Genomic DNA, 14207 nt, shown 5'->3' on the forward strand with positions numbered 1-14207 from the left:
AATTACTATAACTGAATGTAACGCTTTGTAACAAACTTCTCAGGATTAGAATTTACGATCGCTTTCATAAGTTCCGATTATCGTTAGAGGCATAGGAGTGGATCATCATGTCGGGAATCAATGCTCAGGGGCGGTTAAGGCAGAATGCCACGTTATTGGCAGGGACGGCGGTTTTAGGGTTGGGGGCGATCGCCACCATGAACATCCCTGCTTTAGCTATGGGCGCGGGTATCGCCCATGGATTGATTGCGGATAACCTTAAGGCCTTATGGGGAAAGTTACGCGAGAGCAGTGATGTCTTGCGCAATGAGGATATTGCGAAGGCGGCGGGGCGGACGGTGGCGCGGGCGTTGGTGGAGGAGGTTGCGCCCCAGTATCGGGAGATTCGGGGGGTTTTAGAGGATTTTGCGGATCAAATTGAGGGGTATTGGGTGGAGTGGGCGGAAGCAAATCAGGAGGTGAAGCTGTTTGAGACGCTACGAGAGGATCACTTGCATCAAATTTTTAGCCAACCTCCAGAGCAGTTTAATGAGTATGCGGTGTTACCGGAGGTGGAATGGCGGGAGGTTGTGATTTGGTTGTTTGAGCGGGGGCGCGGGGAAAGGGTTTTACCGGCGGATCTAGAGAGTTATGACGATGTTATCGCTGCTTTAACGAAGGAATTAGCGGCTCACTTTAATAAACACCTGCGCCAAGTCCTCAAGGATGATGCGAGCAAGGGCGGGCGGGCGTTTGTGGGGATGTTGTTTGATCTCCATGGGGCGACGTTGGCGAAAATTGACGCGATTCGGGATTATTTACCGAAGTTGGCGACCCGTGAGGATGTTTGTCGGGCTTTGCAGCAATTAGAAACGGGGGTGCGGGATGAGTTGGTGCAAATTCGTGAGCTATTGCAGCAGTATTTAGAACCCAATCAGGCGCGTTTGCCGATTCCTCAAGATTGTGCCGCGATTATTGAGGAGAAAACGCAGGATTTTGTCGGGCGGCGTTTTGTGTTTCAGGCGATTCAGGATTTTTTACGGGACAGTCCGAAGGGCTATTTTGTCATTGAGGCTGATCCCGGTGTGGGCAAAACTGCGATTATGGCGCGATTGGTGCAGCTTTTTAAAGGGGGATGTTTAACCCATTTTAATATTCAATCTCAGGGCATTGTCACCCCTGAAAAGTTTCTCAGAAATATCTGTACTCAACTGATTCAGAGTTTTCATTTAAATGATGGCCGTTTACCGGAACAGGCTACAGAGGATGGCAATATTTTAGGGCATTTATTGGCAGAGGCGGCGAAGAAGCTTGGGCCGGGTAAAAAGTTGGTGGTGGTGGTGGATGCGTTGGATGAGGTGGATTCATCTCGACAAACGAGGGGGAGTAATCTGCTTTATTTGCCGGATGCTCTACCGAGTCAGGTTTATTTCATTGTGAGCAAGCGTCCACAGTCTTTAAGATTGCCGTCGAGTGACTATCTTTTCTCGTTTGATTTGATGCAGTATCCGGCGGAAAGTGCTAAGGATGCGCGGCATTATGCGGAAAAACGCTATGGGCGAAGTTCTCAGATTCAGGGTTGGGTGACAGCGCGGCAATTAACATCAGAGCAATTTTTAACGAATTTGGTGGCTCGTAGTGAAAATAATTTCATGTATTTGCGCTATGTTTTGAATGATATTGAGAAGGGACTTTATGAGAGTGAAAGTCTGGAGAGTTTGCCGCGAGGGTTGAGGTCATATTATCAGAAGCATTGGGAATTGATGGGGATGTTGGCTGACCCGTTCCCGATTGATAAGGTGCGCACGATTTATGTGTTGGCGTTGGTGCGGGAGGCGGTGTCTCGGCGATTGTTGGCGGAGTTGACGGAGTTGGCAGAATATCAACTGCGGCCGATTTTGCGGGAGTGGGAACAGTTTTTACGGTTGCAGTCGGTGGCGGGGGATACGCGCTACACGATTTATCATGCGTCGTTTAGTGATTTTCTGCGGGACGAGGCTGAGGAGTCGGGGGTGAATTTGGAGGATATTAAACGCCGCATTGCTGACAATTTCAGTAAAGGAGCGCCGCTATGATCACGGCTTTGGGTGAATGGTTAAGGGAGCAGGATGCGGAAAAGCGTTTACATTTGTTGCGCCACCAGCCGAGTTATTTTGCGGATGTGGGGGAAGTGGAGCGGTTGCGGGCTTGGCTGACGGATTTTGGTTTTTTGGAGCAGAAGTTGGAGGGGGTGGGGATTGTTGCGCTGATTAATGATTTTGATTTGGCGTTACCGTTGTTGTCGGGTGAGGAGCAGGAAACGTTAAGTCTAATTCAGCAGGCCTTGCGGCTGTCGGCTCATGTTTTAGAGCAGGATAAAACCCAACTGGCGGGGCAACTACTGGGGCGGTTATTGTCCTTTGAGCAGCCCGAAATTGTTGCTCTCTTGGCACAGGCTAAACCAACCCAGGAAAATCCCTGGTTTCGTCCCCTCACTGCCAACCTCACCCCACCCGGCGGGCCACTCATTCGCACCCTCACTGGGCATTGTGACTCGGTAATGGCTGTGGCCATTAGTGCTGATGGACAATGGGCAGTTTCTGGTTCATACGATAACACCCTGAAAGTGTGGAATTTAGCGACGGGGGAAGCGGAACATACCCTCACCGGTCATAGTGCCTTGGTACAAGCCGTAGCCATCAGTGCTGATGGGCAAAGGGCCGTTTCGGGTTCAGGTGATAACACCCTGAAAGTGTGGAATTTAGCGACGGGGGAAGCAGAACGCACCCTCACCGGTCATCGTAACCAAGTATCTGCCGTAGCCATCAGTGCTGATTGGCAACGGGCGGTTTCGGGTTCAGGGGATAAGACGCTGAAAGTATGGAATTTAGTGACGGGAGAAGTGGAACACACCCTCACCGGCCATAGTGAGGTGGTAATAGACGTAGCCATCAGTGCTGATGGCCAACGGGCGGTTTCTGGCTCATGGGATAACACCCTGAAAGTATGGAATTTAGTGACGGGAGAAGTGGAACACACCCTCACTAGTAGCTCACTGACAGTCGTAGCCATCAGTGCTGATGGTCAACGAGTGGTTTCCGGTTCACATGATAGGACTCTGAAGGTGTGGAATGTAGCCCCAGGAGAAGCGAAACAAGCAAAACGCACCCTCACCGGTCATAGTAACTCGGTAAATACCGTAGTCATCAGTGCTGATGGGCAACGAGCAGTTTCCAGTTCATGGGATAAGACCTTGATGGTGTGGAATTTAGCTACGAGGGAAGTTGAACGCACCCTTAACCTCACCGGTCATAGTGGCTCGATAACAGAGGTAGCCATCAGTGCTGATTGGCAACGGGCGGTTTCCGGCTCAATTGACAAGACCTTGCAAGTGTGGAATTTAGCTACAGGAGAACTAGAACGTATTCTCACCGGTCATCGTAGATCGATAACAGCGGTAGCCATCAGTGCTGATGGGCAACGGGCGGTTTCCGGTTCAGGGGATGATGTGTCCGGGTTAAGTGATGATATGAAGGTATGGAATTTAACCACAGGGAAAATAGAATATACTCTCAAAGGTCATAGTGGCAAGGTAGACTACACGATCAGCACCAGTTTTTATGGTGAACAGAAGATAGTTTACGGTTCAGTATTAGCCGTAGCAATTAGTGCTGATGGCAAAAAAATGGTTTCCGGTTCAAATGATAGAACCCTAAAGGTGTGGAATTTAGTAACAGAAAAAGTGGAACGTACCTTCACCCGCCGCCAAGCCTTCAGAAGGATTCTAAAGATGTGGAATTTGGCTACAGAGGAATCAACTCTAGTAGAGGAAGCAGAACATACCCTCACGGGTCATCGTGATTTTGTAACAGCCGTAGCCATCAGTGACGATAAGCAACGGGCGGTTTCTGGTTCACTAGATGAGACTCTGAAGGTGTGGAATTTAGTGACGGGGCAAAATGAACGCACCCTCACTGGGCATAGTGGCATGGTAACAGCCGTAGCCATCAGCGCCGATGGGCAACGGGCGGTTTCGGGTTCAGAAGATAACACCCTGAAACTGTGGAATTTAGCCACGGGGGAGGAAATCGCCAGTTTTACCGCTGACGCAGGGCCTAATGCTTGTGCTATTGCACCGGATGGGGTAACGGTCGTGGCGGGGGATGAGTCGGGGCGGGTGCATTTTCTGCGGTTGGAGGGGCTGTGAGCAACCGGGTTAGATCAGCCTGGGAAAAACCGGCAACCCTCAGCAACCTGCTTTCTAGACTGGCGTGGGGGGAAAGCGTTTCCTTCCCTCCCTCCGCATCACCAACCTGACAGCTATAATGGCGAAAAAACAACTGTCTGAAGAACGTGATGCAAATCACCTTCAACAAAGAACAAGAAGAATTTTTACCCAGTAAAGGCGAAAAACTTTTGTGCCTCCGGCAGGCTTACGCCAACGCCCCCACACCCATCAAATCCATAACCCGATTCCTCAATTAAATTAATCTCTATGTGAGCCATCATGAGTTTATCCCTGACACCAGAAATTGAACAACGGATTGCCCATCAACTAAATCGAGGAGGCTACCAGTCAGCAGATGAACTGATATTAGCCGCCTTGGAACTCTTAGATAAAAGAGAACAATATCTAGCCGAACTGCGCCAGCAAATCGAAATCGGGGCAAGCCAAATTCAACACGGAAAAGTTACAGAGGGAGAACTTGTATTTAATCGACTGCTGAACCGCTTACAGCAACAAACTGAAGATTCCTGATGGGAAATTATTCATTCTCTGATGCTGCCCTAGCCGACCTAGACGAAATTTGTGCATCCCTGTCGGCAATAAACCCAGACGTAGCGATTAGATTTTTTGAAAAAGTTCGGGATAAGTGCCGTCAGTTTGCTCAATTTCCCAACATGGGCAAAAACTACAGTCACATCAAAGCAAATCTGCGAGGTTTGATTGTGGAAAATTACATCATCTTTTACCTTCCACGGCCTGACGGCATAGATATTGTTCGCATCATTAATGGCTATCGAGACCTAGAATCATTGAATATTTGAAAATCTGCAACCGGGTTAGATCAGCTTGGGGAAAAACCGGAAGCCCCCAGCAACTCGGTTTCTAGACCGTCGTAGGGCGCAAGCAACCTCTAATTTCGTTAGAATCACCAAAAAATCCGAACACATTCACCCATGAAAATCACCAAAATCTCCGAAACTGGACAAATTATCCTTCCCCCAGAAATGCGCAAAAACTATCACTTAGCAATCGGGACAGAAATCATCCTGACTGATACAGGAAAAGGGATTTTAGTTCAACCTAAACCCCCCTTTCCTCCCACCACATTAAACGAAGTAGCCGGATGTTTACGGGTTCACACGTCTCCCAAAATCCTAGAAAAAATAGAAGCCGCCATTAGCCAAGGTATTCGGGAACAATGGCATGATTAGCATTGACACCAATATTGTAATTCGGCTTTTGACCCAAGATGATCAAGACCAATATCAAAAAAGTCTAGAACTTTTTCAAAACCCAGAAACTTTCATTTCTAACACGGTTATCCTAGAAACTGAATGGGTGCTGAGATTTGCCTATCAGTTCAAGCCCAATCAAATTTGTTCAGCATTACGAAAACTGTTGGGACTTCCCAATGTTTATTTAACTGACCCAATGTTAATTCATTAAGCTCTGCTCTGGCATAAAAATGGCTTGGATTTTGCCGATGTTTTGCATCTAGCCCAAAGTCAAGATTGCGAGCAATTCTACACATTTGATGAGAAATTTATTAAAAATGCCAGAGAGCAAACCAATTGTGAAGTCAAAAAAACAGGCGATTAATCGGATTACCTATAGCCCGGCCTATACTCTGGTTCCCACCTATGAATGCTTTAACCGTTGTGATTACTGCAACTTTCGGGTTGATCCGGGGGGGAATCAATGGCTGTCGGTGGAAGTGGCACGCGATCGCCTCCTCACCCTCCCAGCCCAAGGCGTGATCGAAATTCTCATTCTCAGTGGCGAAGTGCATCCCCGCAGCGATCGCCGCTCAGCCTGGCTCGATCGCATCTACGACCTGTGCGAGTTGGCGCTGGATTTGGGGTTTTTGCCCCATAGCAATGTGGGGATTTTGAGCGAGGCGGAAATGGTGCGGTTAAAAGCGGTGAATGTGTCGATGGGGTTGATGCTCGAACAAATCACGCCGCGATTACAACAGACACGCCATCGCCACGCACCGAGTAAAGACCCAGCAACCCGACTGCGCCACCTCGATACTGCCGGGCGGCTTCAGATTCCGTTTACGACGGGGTTGCTGTTGGGGATTGGCGAAACCGAGGCGGATTGGCGGGAGACATTGGCGGCGATCGCAACCTCCCATTACCAGTGGGGTCATATCCAAGAAGTGATTTTGCAGCCCTATAACCCCGGTTCGGGGGAAACCTATCGCGGCTTAGGCATCTCTGGGGCGCAAATGATTCGGGCTGTGGAGTTGGCGCGGGAGATGTTGCCGCCTGATGTGCAAATTCAAATCCCGCCGAACCTCATTGATACGCCTGACACCCTCCTCGCCTGCCTTGCGGCGGGAGCGCGGGATCTCGGTGGCATTGGCCCGATTGATGAGGTAAACCCAGATTATCGCCATCAACAGCTTGACGACTTGCGCGAACTGCTTGCCCGCAACGGCTGGCACCTGACGCGCCGCCTGCCGCTCTATCCAGAGGGCGATCGCTGCTTACCCAATTCCCTTAAACCCGCTGTGACGCGCTGGCGTGGCGCGATCGCTGAAGATCAACTCGATGCTTCCTACCAACTCATGGCAGACGATCAAGAGCGTGAAATAGAGACTTTCGCATGGGCTGAGGCATTGATCGGGGACAGTGAAACGTGAACCATGGTCGAGGCATTTCGGCTCATTCGTGCGACTAGTCATTGGCGTAGCGTAATCGTTGATATACCGTCGCCAAACCCGTCGCATCGCCCACATTTCCCGGAAACAACACCACCGGCAACTTCGGAAATTGCGGATGTTCCGCGCTAGTCGTCACCATGGAGCAACCGGGGAGAATCTGACCCAATAAGCGAGCCGATCGCAACCCCAGACCCACACTCAGCACATCATTCGACGTAATCCCCCCCTTGCTGATTAAAAAGCGCAATTCCGGCGGCAACCCCTGCACAATATCCATCAACAAGCCCGAAACCGCCTTACCAAAGTCGAGGCGCTGCTGAATGCTGTCAAACTGCAATTCCTCACGACTGGTATAGATTACAGGCGTTAGATTTTGCGTAAATGCTGTGGCAACTTGGGCTAATGCCTCCTGTTTTAAAGTTGCGCTTTGGGTGAAATCTTCTCGCATCCGGGCCACATCCACTTCAATCGGTGCCACGCCGTCAGCTTTGAGTAATTCCATCAATTGCTCGGTGGTTTTTTTGACGTGGGAGCCGACGATCACCGCGCCAGGTTTTTCGGTGCGGCCGTAGGTAGCCATGGATTCGGCGGCGATCGGTTGGGGGCCGAGTTTGGCGAGGGACGTGAGGAGACTGGCGGCACTGCGGAAGAGAAAGCGTTTGCCCTCGGCGGCGGCGTTGAGGAGTTCGGTGGCAAAGCGGTCAAAATCGGCTTGGGTTTCGCCATCCACGGCACAGCAGACATTCCCGGTGAGATTCATTAAACGATCTTGGCAGTGCGATCGCACTGCCTCCAGGTCAAACCGCTCCACCTGATCCGCCGCAATCCGTCCCCCGGTTTTTTCCGCCACATAGTCTGGCAAAAATGCGGTGCTATAGCCAAACACCGAATCCTTGGCGAATTCCGTCTCATGTACCGGGGTTTCCACGCCATTGATCAGCAAGTAATGGGTGCTGTTGCGGGTAATCCGTCCCCCTTCAAAAAATGCCGGGGTGAGGAAATGGGCATCAAAGGGGCCTAGTTCATCAGCGATCGCATCGGTTTCCACGGGGTAATGACCGCGCAGGGTGGAATCGGAGCGGCTCACCACTAAAAATTCAGTGACCCCTTCTGCATCGAGGGCAAGGCGGAGATTGTGGCAAACCTCGCGGGTAATGCGGGTGGCTTCATCGGGAGCGAGGGCGCGGGTATTGGTGAGCACGAAAAAAATCGGAGCGGCATCAGCCAACCCCAAGCGCAACGTATCCACATCCCACTGCATCAACAGCAGGCAACTGTGAACCGTTTGGGAGCCGGTGGGATCATCGTCAAGGACAATAATTTTGGGGCGGTTGGCAGCTTGGGCAGACATAGCGATCGCTTCTGAGGAGGGTTAATGTTACTGGTTAGCCTAGCGCGGGATGGGGCATTACTCACGGAAAATATTAATTTTTCGTTAAATTATGAAAAGACTGTTGGGAAATGGGTAAGTGATCATCGTTTGGTTAGCGTTGGCAAGTAGTGCTGCTTGGTTACTGAGTAGCTTAATCGGGGGCGGCAGTCCCCTGATTTTGATTCCCGTGATTAGCGCGTTGTTGGGCCCGGTGGTTGTGCCGCCGGTTTTGACGACGGGAATGTTGTTCGGCAATGGGCAACGGGTCTGGATTTATTGGCGGCAGATTGAATGGCGGGTGGTGGTATGGTGTTTGCCGGGGGCAACGGTGGGGGCGGTGTTGGGAGCGTTTGTCCTGAGCCGGACTCGGATTGAATGGCTGAGTTTGCTGTTGGCAATCTTTTTGTTGCTGTCGGTGCTGGGCTTGTTGCGCGATCGCCCCGACTCCAACTCATCCACCCTACCCCGGAACAAAATGGCCGCCTGGATGTTTCTGCCCCTGGGATTTTTCTACGCCTTCTTTTCCGGGCTGATCGGTTCTACGGGCCCGATTTTGCACCCCTTCTATCTCGGCTACGGCCTCAACAAGGAGGAAATGCTCGCCACGAAATCCCTCAATGTGCTGGGGGTGCATCTGGTGAAATTATTGGCCTATGGTCTGTTTGGGATTTTAAGTTGGCAGACCTTTGGCTATGGGCTAGTGATCGGAGTTGCCGCGTTGCCGGGAAATTATTTAGGGCAATGGGTACTGACGAAAATCAGTGATCAACAATTCCGGCGGTTGGTGGTGATTTTTATCGGTGCGAGTGGGCTGTTTCTGTTTTGGCAACAGCGGCAATTTTTGGGGTTTGGGTTTTAATCGCGGTCTGTGCCGCAGTTCGGCGTAGTTTTCCCTAGGGGCGTGACACACTTTAATTAATGGGTGGGTTACGGCGGATTGCTGAATTTCAGATATAGCAAGCGTTTAAGCCGCCTAACTCACCCTACAATCAAGCCTGACTTTAGTTGTGTCGTGACACTTGTTTTATGCGCGGGATTCAGGGGGAATATTGTGCGATCAGTTGGCTCACCTTGGTTTTGATTTCATCCCGAACCCGTCGAAAGGTGTCTAAGGGTTGACCATCGGGGTCATCGAGTTGCCAATCGGCGAAGAGGGGCCGTAAGACCCATGCTTCGGGCAAATCGACCCCACAACCACAGAGGGAAATCACCCCATCGTAGTTTTCGGGATTAAACGCTGTGAGCGGATCGGAGGTTTGATCGCGGATGTCGATCCCCAATTCGGCCATGACGGCGATCGCAGTGGGGTGAACTCGACTGGCCTCTAAGCCGGAGGATGTGACCTGAAGAATGCCAGCACCGAGGGTTTTCGCGAATCCTTCGGCCATTTGTGACCGGCAGGAGTTGCGCTTGCAGACGAACATGATGGTTTTCATCGTTTGTTTTTGGGTTGGGTTGAGAATAACGGAGGCGAAATTTCATGCCTTGCGCAGGTAACGGGAGTTGAGCCAGATCTTTCTGTCCCCCAAAGTGAACCTAGCGATCCGGTAGGGCCGTGACACAACGGGGATCGCAGAGGGTGGCTTTTTCGGGTTCACGGGGAAACCAGAAGGCCGTTTTTTTGCAAAATTCCACCAAAAGCAGCATCACCGGCACTTCAATTAAGACCCCGACGACGGTGGCTAGGGCAGCTCCGGAGTTGAGACCGAAGAGCATCACGGCGGTGGCGATCGCTACTTCAAAATGATTACTCGCCCCAATCAACGCCGCCGGAGCCGCATCCTCGTAGGACAGCTTCAACACCCACGCCGCCACATAGGTCAAACCAAAAATGATCGTTGTTTGCAACAACAGCGGCACAGCAATGAGGAGAATATGCAGCGGATGTTGAATGATTAAATCGCCTTTGAGGGCAAAGAGGAGAACCAGCGTGATCAACAGGGCGAGGGTGGAAATCGGCCCCAGTTTTTTCAGGAAAACCTGATCAAACCAAGGGCGGCCCCGATGACGGAGAATCCAGACGCGGCTTGCCATGCCTGCCGCGAGGGGTAAACCTACATAGATCAATACCGAAAAGACAATGGTTTGCCACGGCACGCTTAAATCATTCACCGCGAGCAACCATTTTCCCAAGGGCGCGTAGAGAAAAAGCATCGCCAAGGAGTTCACCGCCACCATCACTAGGGTGTGGCCTTGGTTGCTGTAGGAGAGGTAGCCCCACATCAAGACCATGGCGGTACAGGGGGCAATGCCGAGGAGGACCGCGCCGGCGATGTAGGAACTGGCGAGGGGGGTTTCTGTACCGCGAATCAGTTCGGTGGTGGTGAGGAGGGGGCGGAAGAGATTGCCGAGGAAGAACTGGGCGAAGAGCACCATGGTGAAGGGCTTGACGAGCCAGTTGATCACGAGGGTGAGGGCGACGGGTTTTGGGGTTTTGGCGGCTTTGACGGCTTGGGAAAAGTCGATTTTGACCATGATCGGGTACATCATGGCAAAGAGACAGAGGGCGATGGGAATCGAGACGTGATAAAGACTGAGCGCGTCGAGGGCGATCGCAACGCCAGGCAACAACCGCCCCAAGAGAATGCCCGCCCCAATACAGAGAAACACCCAAAGCGTCAGGTATTTTTCAAAGCGGTTGAGTTTGCCCCCGGCTTGGATGGCGGTAGGGTTGAGGCTGGGTTGAGGATTCATCACGCTCACATCAAAAAAAGTTGATGGATATAGCGTAACAGAAATACATCAAAAAAAGTTGATGAACTATGAATCACAATAGCGAGCGGGTTTCGGCGCGGTGGTGGGGCGAAATTGGGCGATCGCGGTTTCGAGTTGCGCGATCGCCTCACCATCGAGGCGGTAATAAACCCAACGGCCTTGGGAGCGAGATTGAATGAGACCCGCCTCTTTGAGGATTTTGAGATGGAAGGAGAGTTTTGACTGGGCAACGGCGAGGCGATCGCACAAGTCGCACACACATTGCTCTTCATCGCGCAGGATGGCCAGCACCTCCAACCGCAACCCATCGGACAGGGCATGAAAGCGATCGCGCAAGGTCGCTAAGGTTTGGGGATCAGTGGTGTTGAGCGTCATGGGGGGTTAACCTATTCTGTTACAAATCTTGAAGGGATGTGTCACAATAGCGACGTTGTGATCCTGTTTCATGACCCACTGTTGCGGTCTGTTCTGTTTCGCAACAGATATGAGGAAGCGATCGCAACTCTGCCCCCCCATTCAGCACCTGTGCGGAATAGTCACCCTTACTACCGTAGCTTGATTTATCCCTCACCACTGAGACTAGAGCCATGATAGACACGATCGTCACTGCTGCTATCCTCTCTGTGTCCACCAATCTAGATAATTTAGCGGTGGGGGTTGCCTATGGCTTTAAACGCTTAACGATTGGCTGGCTAGCCAATGGTGCGATCGCCTCCCTTTCCGGGATTAGCACCCTTTGTTCCATGAGTTTAGGGAATGAGATCGCCTCCCTCATTTCGCCTCAATGGGCACAATCCTTGGGGAGTTCGCTGTTAATTGTCATTGGGGTGGTGGTACTGGTGCAGTTTTGGCGATCGCGTCACGCGCCGATCTCGCCTGCTGATGCGCCTCCCGTTAACAATGGCATGAGTCTCCGCGATGCAGTGCTTTTGGGGTTAGCCCTCACCCTCAGCAACATCGGCACCGGCATCAGCGCCGGGATGACCCACCTTGATGTAGCAACAACCAGCAGCTTAAGCTTGCTTTCCAGTTTGGTGATGATTGGGGGTGGCGTGTGGTTGGGGCGACTTTTGACCCACCAATGGCAACGGTGTCGCCTCGATTGGTTAGCGGGTTTAGGGTTAATTCTCCTGGGCGTTTACGCATCCTGGGCTTAATCCCTTGCGATCGCCACCCCTCAATCCGCCTCGCCAATCAGGGTAAAGGCGGCCCAGTTGCGCGGGTCGGGATGGGTTTGCATGGTTTGTAACATGGCTTGGTGCAGGGCTTGGGCATTATTCCCCAAGCTTTCGCGCTGTTGATAAAATCGGGTCATCAGGTCAGCGGTGGGGGCATCGGGGACTTGCCAGAGGGAGACTAAAACGCTAGGAACGCCTGCTGAAATGAACGATCGCGACAACCCCACCACCCCATCCCCGGTAATCCGTCCCCGCCCGGTATCGCAGGCTGAGAGAACCACCAGATCGGCTTTTAAATCCATATCGAAAATTTCCTCGGCGGTGAGCAGGCCGTTCACTTCACCCGGTCGGGCTTCAAAGTTGGAGTCTGGAGCAAGGGCGATCGCACTTCCCATGCCGCGAATATCATCGAGTAGGCCATGGGTGGCGAGATGAATAATTTCTGCATTTTGCATCTGTGCAACCATGTTCGACGAGGGTGGCGTTTTAAGCTTGGGCGATGCGTTGGATTTGGGCGAGGTTGGGGGGGTGGATCGTGGCGTTTGGGTCGTCGGGGTTGAGGCGGCGGTGGAGGAGTTCGACGAAGGCGCGGGCGCGACCGCGTTCGGCGGTTTCGAGGGCGGCGGTGGTTTTGTTTTGCACGATTTGGGCTTTTTGGAGTTGGCGATAGGTGGTGGATTGTTGTTCAAAGATAGAAACTTTGTTGGCATCGTTATCGCCGAGGTCAGCGCGGATTGATTCGTAGATTTTAGCTGCGACGAGAAGTTGTTGTTCAGCTTCGGGAGGGCGATCGAGGTTTTGCAATGCAAGTCCTAAATTATTGAGGGAGTTCGCTTCCCCTCGACGATCGCTGATTTCCCGTGCGATTTCCAGAGACTGTTCCTGAAAAGCGATCGCCCGTTGGAACTGACTCAGGGAATCGTAAGCCAGACCCAAGTTGCCAAAGGAGATAGCTTCCCCTTGCCGATCGCCAATTTTCCGATAAAGTGCCAGGGCTTGCTCCCAAGACTTTGACGCGACACTAAATTGACTCGTCCGATACTGCTGAATTCCCTGCTGAAACAGCCGATCGGTTTCAGCCTGCCGCTCCTCCACCGTCTGCGCGATCGCAACCCCAGCCAACCCCGTCACCCCACCCGGCAAGCCCACCACTAAAAAACCTGCGATCAAACCGCTCCACACCTGCGCCGATAACCGCATCACGCACTGTTTCCTCTAAAGAATCAATAGAATTTGGAGTTAAACCGTCTTAATCGTCACATCCGCCGCCGCAATCTCACGAATAGCCGGAGAGCGATAGCCCAACATAATGCACGATTCCGGCACACCAAAATTCATCAATTGGTACGCAATTCCCGGCTCCGTAAAATCCCGTTGAATCCAAATTTCATCCACCTTAACCTCCACATAAATCGCACAACCAAACACGCGATCTTCCTCCTGCCAACCCACATTTAAAACCAGGTATCGCCCCTGTTCATCATCAAAAACCACCTGGGTTTCAATCGGTTGCATTGTCTCCCCAGACACAGCATTAACATAATTCAAAATAATTTGCTTAATGAGTCCCTTATAATTTAATGCTTCCATTCTAAAATAACCTCCTTAGTGGGATGAAAAATAATCAGTTTTACGGCAAATTCTCTTAACGAAGACTGAATAAAAGTGTCCGTGAAAAAATCTTGGTAGGCATCTCTGGGAACGGCAAGAAATAAAACACGATCGGGTTTTATCGTTTTCAGAGCTAGGCGATAGTTGAGAAACTGACCCAGGGCGAGATGGTATTCATGCAAATTCGAGAGACCAATAAAACTTTTGATTTCAACTGCAATTTTTTCCTCTGCTCTCATTGCGCTGATCGTTTGATGAGCCGCCAAATCGATCAACAGTAAGGATTCAGGTACTTGAAACGCAGTCACAGCAAGGCTTTCAAAATCGAGGTGAGTTCTAAACTAACAGTTCATTCTCAATAAGTACGCAAGACTAGGGATTACAGCCTTGTTTATTGAGAATAACAAAATAGCCCGAAATAGCTGAAACCCATACTGAGCAATGCTCACAGCCAAATTCCTGATTGACGGACAAAAG

General features: G+C 51.3%; 15 protein-coding genes and 2 pseudogenes. 9 read left to right on the forward strand and 8 right to left on the reverse strand.

Annotated features, from left to right (window positions below; genetic code table 11):
- Window positions 1-107: 107 nt before the first annotated feature.
- The 7 genes and pseudogenes from SPI6313_RS15520 (at window position 108) to cofG (ending at window position 6833) form a co-directional block, all read left to right on the forward strand.
- Window positions 108-2054, forward strand: coding sequence for an ATP-binding protein (locus SPI6313_RS15520; protein ID WP_072621821.1), 1947 nt, complete (start codon window positions 108-110; stop codon window positions 2052-2054).
- Window positions 2051-4165 (forward strand): WD40 repeat domain-containing protein, encoded by a 2115-nt coding sequence (locus SPI6313_RS15525; protein WP_072621822.1) that lies wholly within the window; start codon window positions 2051-2053, stop codon window positions 4163-4165. The genes SPI6313_RS15520 and SPI6313_RS15525 overlap by 4 nt, the downstream gene beginning before the upstream one ends.
- 300 nt (window positions 4166-4465) lie before the next feature.
- On the forward strand, window positions 4466-4717 hold the full coding sequence (locus tag SPI6313_RS15530) for a type II toxin-antitoxin system ParD family antitoxin (RefSeq protein WP_072621823.1): 252 nt from the start codon (window positions 4466-4468) through the stop codon (window positions 4715-4717).
- Window positions 4717-5007, forward strand: a complete 291-nt coding sequence (locus SPI6313_RS15535; RefSeq protein WP_072621824.1) for a type II toxin-antitoxin system RelE/ParE family toxin — start codon at window positions 4717-4719, stop codon at window positions 5005-5007. Before SPI6313_RS15530 ends, SPI6313_RS15535 begins: the two co-directional genes overlap by 1 nt.
- 132 nt (window positions 5008-5139) lie before the next feature.
- Window positions 5140-5397, forward strand: coding sequence for an AbrB/MazE/SpoVT family DNA-binding domain-containing protein (locus tag SPI6313_RS15540; RefSeq protein WP_072621825.1), 258 nt, complete (start codon window positions 5140-5142; stop codon window positions 5395-5397).
- Window positions 5390-5785: pseudogene (locus SPI6313_RS25145) on the forward strand (type II toxin-antitoxin system VapC family toxin). The gene SPI6313_RS15540 and the pseudogene SPI6313_RS25145 overlap by 8 nt, the downstream one beginning before the upstream one ends.
- Window positions 5739-6833: a 7,8-didemethyl-8-hydroxy-5-deazariboflavin synthase subunit CofG gene (cofG, locus tag SPI6313_RS15550; protein WP_084669061.1), complete on the forward strand. Its 1095-nt coding sequence runs from the start codon at window positions 5739-5741 to the stop codon at window positions 6831-6833. The pseudogene SPI6313_RS25145 and the gene cofG overlap by 47 nt, the downstream one beginning before the upstream one ends.
- A gap of 34 nt (window positions 6834-6867) precedes the next feature.
- Here cofG and SPI6313_RS15555 read toward each other — a convergent pair whose 3' ends face one another.
- Entirely contained in the window at window positions 6868-8205 is a 1338-nt protein-coding gene (locus SPI6313_RS15555) for a four-carbon acid sugar kinase family protein (RefSeq protein ID WP_072621827.1), read from the reverse strand.
- Between the two features lie 118 nt (window positions 8206-8323).
- On the opposite strand from SPI6313_RS15555, the gene SPI6313_RS15560 reads away from it, so the two are divergent.
- Window positions 8324-9085, forward strand: a complete 762-nt coding sequence (locus tag SPI6313_RS15560; RefSeq protein ID WP_072621828.1) for a sulfite exporter TauE/SafE family protein — start codon at window positions 8324-8326, stop codon at window positions 9083-9085.
- A gap of 178 nt (window positions 9086-9263) precedes the next feature.
- Here the strand turns inward: SPI6313_RS15560 and arsC are convergent, their stop codons facing one another.
- The 3 genes from arsC to SPI6313_RS15575 all read right to left on the reverse strand — a co-directional run bounded on the left by arsC (window position 9264) and on the right by SPI6313_RS15575 (window position 11316).
- Entirely contained in the window at window positions 9264-9662 is a 399-nt protein-coding gene (gene arsC / locus SPI6313_RS15565) for an arsenate reductase, glutathione/glutaredoxin type (protein WP_072621829.1), read from the reverse strand.
- Window positions 9663-9762: 100 nt separating this feature from the next.
- Window positions 9763-10920 (reverse strand): ACR3 family arsenite efflux transporter, encoded by a 1158-nt coding sequence (arsB, locus tag SPI6313_RS15570; RefSeq protein WP_072621830.1) that lies wholly within the window; start codon window positions 10918-10920, stop codon window positions 9763-9765.
- Window positions 10921-10986: 66 nt separating this feature from the next.
- Window positions 10987-11316, reverse strand: coding sequence for an ArsR/SmtB family transcription factor (locus tag SPI6313_RS15575; protein ID WP_072621831.1), 330 nt, complete (start codon window positions 11314-11316; stop codon window positions 10987-10989).
- Between the two features lie 212 nt (window positions 11317-11528).
- On the opposite strand from SPI6313_RS15575, the gene SPI6313_RS15580 reads away from it, so the two are divergent.
- Window positions 11529-12098 (forward strand): manganese efflux pump, encoded by a 570-nt coding sequence (locus SPI6313_RS15580; protein WP_072621832.1) that lies wholly within the window; start codon window positions 11529-11531, stop codon window positions 12096-12098.
- 20 nt (window positions 12099-12118) lie between these two features.
- Here the strand turns inward: SPI6313_RS15580 and SPI6313_RS24045 are convergent.
- The 4 genes and pseudogenes from SPI6313_RS24045 to SPI6313_RS15600 form a co-directional block, all read right to left on the reverse strand.
- Window positions 12119-12607, reverse strand: a pseudogene (locus SPI6313_RS24045) (CHAT domain-containing protein); the annotation flags it as partial.
- On the reverse strand, window positions 12606-13319 hold the full coding sequence (locus tag SPI6313_RS24050; protein WP_072621834.1) for a tetratricopeptide repeat protein: 714 nt from the start codon (window positions 13317-13319) through the stop codon (window positions 12606-12608). The gene SPI6313_RS24050 and the pseudogene SPI6313_RS24045, both read right to left, overlap by 2 nt.
- 39 nt (window positions 13320-13358) lie before the next feature.
- A complete protein-coding gene (locus SPI6313_RS15595; protein ID WP_072621835.1) occupies window positions 13359-13709 on the reverse strand; it encodes a XisI protein in 351 nt (116 codons plus the stop codon).
- Window positions 13697-14038: an element excision factor XisH family protein gene (locus tag SPI6313_RS15600; protein ID WP_072621836.1), complete on the reverse strand. Its 342-nt coding sequence runs from the start codon at window positions 14036-14038 to the stop codon at window positions 13697-13699. The genes SPI6313_RS15595 and SPI6313_RS15600 overlap by 13 nt, the downstream gene beginning before the upstream one ends.
- Between the last annotated feature and the right edge of the window lie 169 nt (window positions 14039-14207).

Origin of the sequence: Spirulina major PCC 6313 (assembly GCF_001890765.1) — a bacterium.
GTDB lineage: Bacteria > Cyanobacteriota > Cyanobacteriia > Cyanobacteriales > Spirulinaceae > Spirulina > Spirulina major.

Coding starts and splice junctions, on each gene's coding strand:
- cofG (WP_084669061.1), top strand. CDS start 5,739: ATGCCAGAGAGCAAACCAATTGTGAAGTCAAAAAAACAGGCGATTAAT.
- SPI6313_RS15540 (WP_072621825.1), top strand. CDS start 5,140: ATGAAAATCACCAAAATCTCCGAAACTGGACAAATTATCCTTCCCCCA.
- SPI6313_RS15520 (WP_072621821.1), top strand. CDS start 108: ATGTCGGGAATCAATGCTCAGGGGCGGTTAAGGCAGAATGCCACGTTA.
- SPI6313_RS15525 (WP_072621822.1), top strand. CDS start 2,051: ATGATCACGGCTTTGGGTGAATGGTTAAGGGAGCAGGATGCGGAAAAG.
- arsC (WP_072621829.1), bottom strand. CDS start 9,662: ATGAAAACCATCATGTTCGTCTGCAAGCGCAACTCCTGCCGGTCACAA.
- SPI6313_RS15580 (WP_072621832.1), top strand. CDS start 11,529: ATGATAGACACGATCGTCACTGCTGCTATCCTCTCTGTGTCCACCAAT.
- SPI6313_RS24050 (WP_072621834.1), bottom strand. CDS start 13,319: ATGCGGTTATCGGCGCAGGTGTGGAGCGGTTTGATCGCAGGTTTTTTA.
- SPI6313_RS15575 (WP_072621831.1), bottom strand. CDS start 11,316: ATGACGCTCAACACCACTGATCCCCAAACCTTAGCGACCTTGCGCGAT.
- SPI6313_RS15535 (WP_072621824.1), top strand. CDS start 4,717: ATGGGAAATTATTCATTCTCTGATGCTGCCCTAGCCGACCTAGACGAA.
- SPI6313_RS15595 (WP_072621835.1), bottom strand. CDS start 13,709: ATGGAAGCATTAAATTATAAGGGACTCATTAAGCAAATTATTTTGAAT.
- arsB (WP_072621830.1), bottom strand. CDS start 10,920: ATGAATCCTCAACCCAGCCTCAACCCTACCGCCATCCAAGCCGGGGGC.
- SPI6313_RS15530 (WP_072621823.1), top strand. CDS start 4,466: ATGAGTTTATCCCTGACACCAGAAATTGAACAACGGATTGCCCATCAA.
- SPI6313_RS15555 (WP_072621827.1), bottom strand. CDS start 8,205: ATGTCTGCCCAAGCTGCCAACCGCCCCAAAATTATTGTCCTTGACGAT.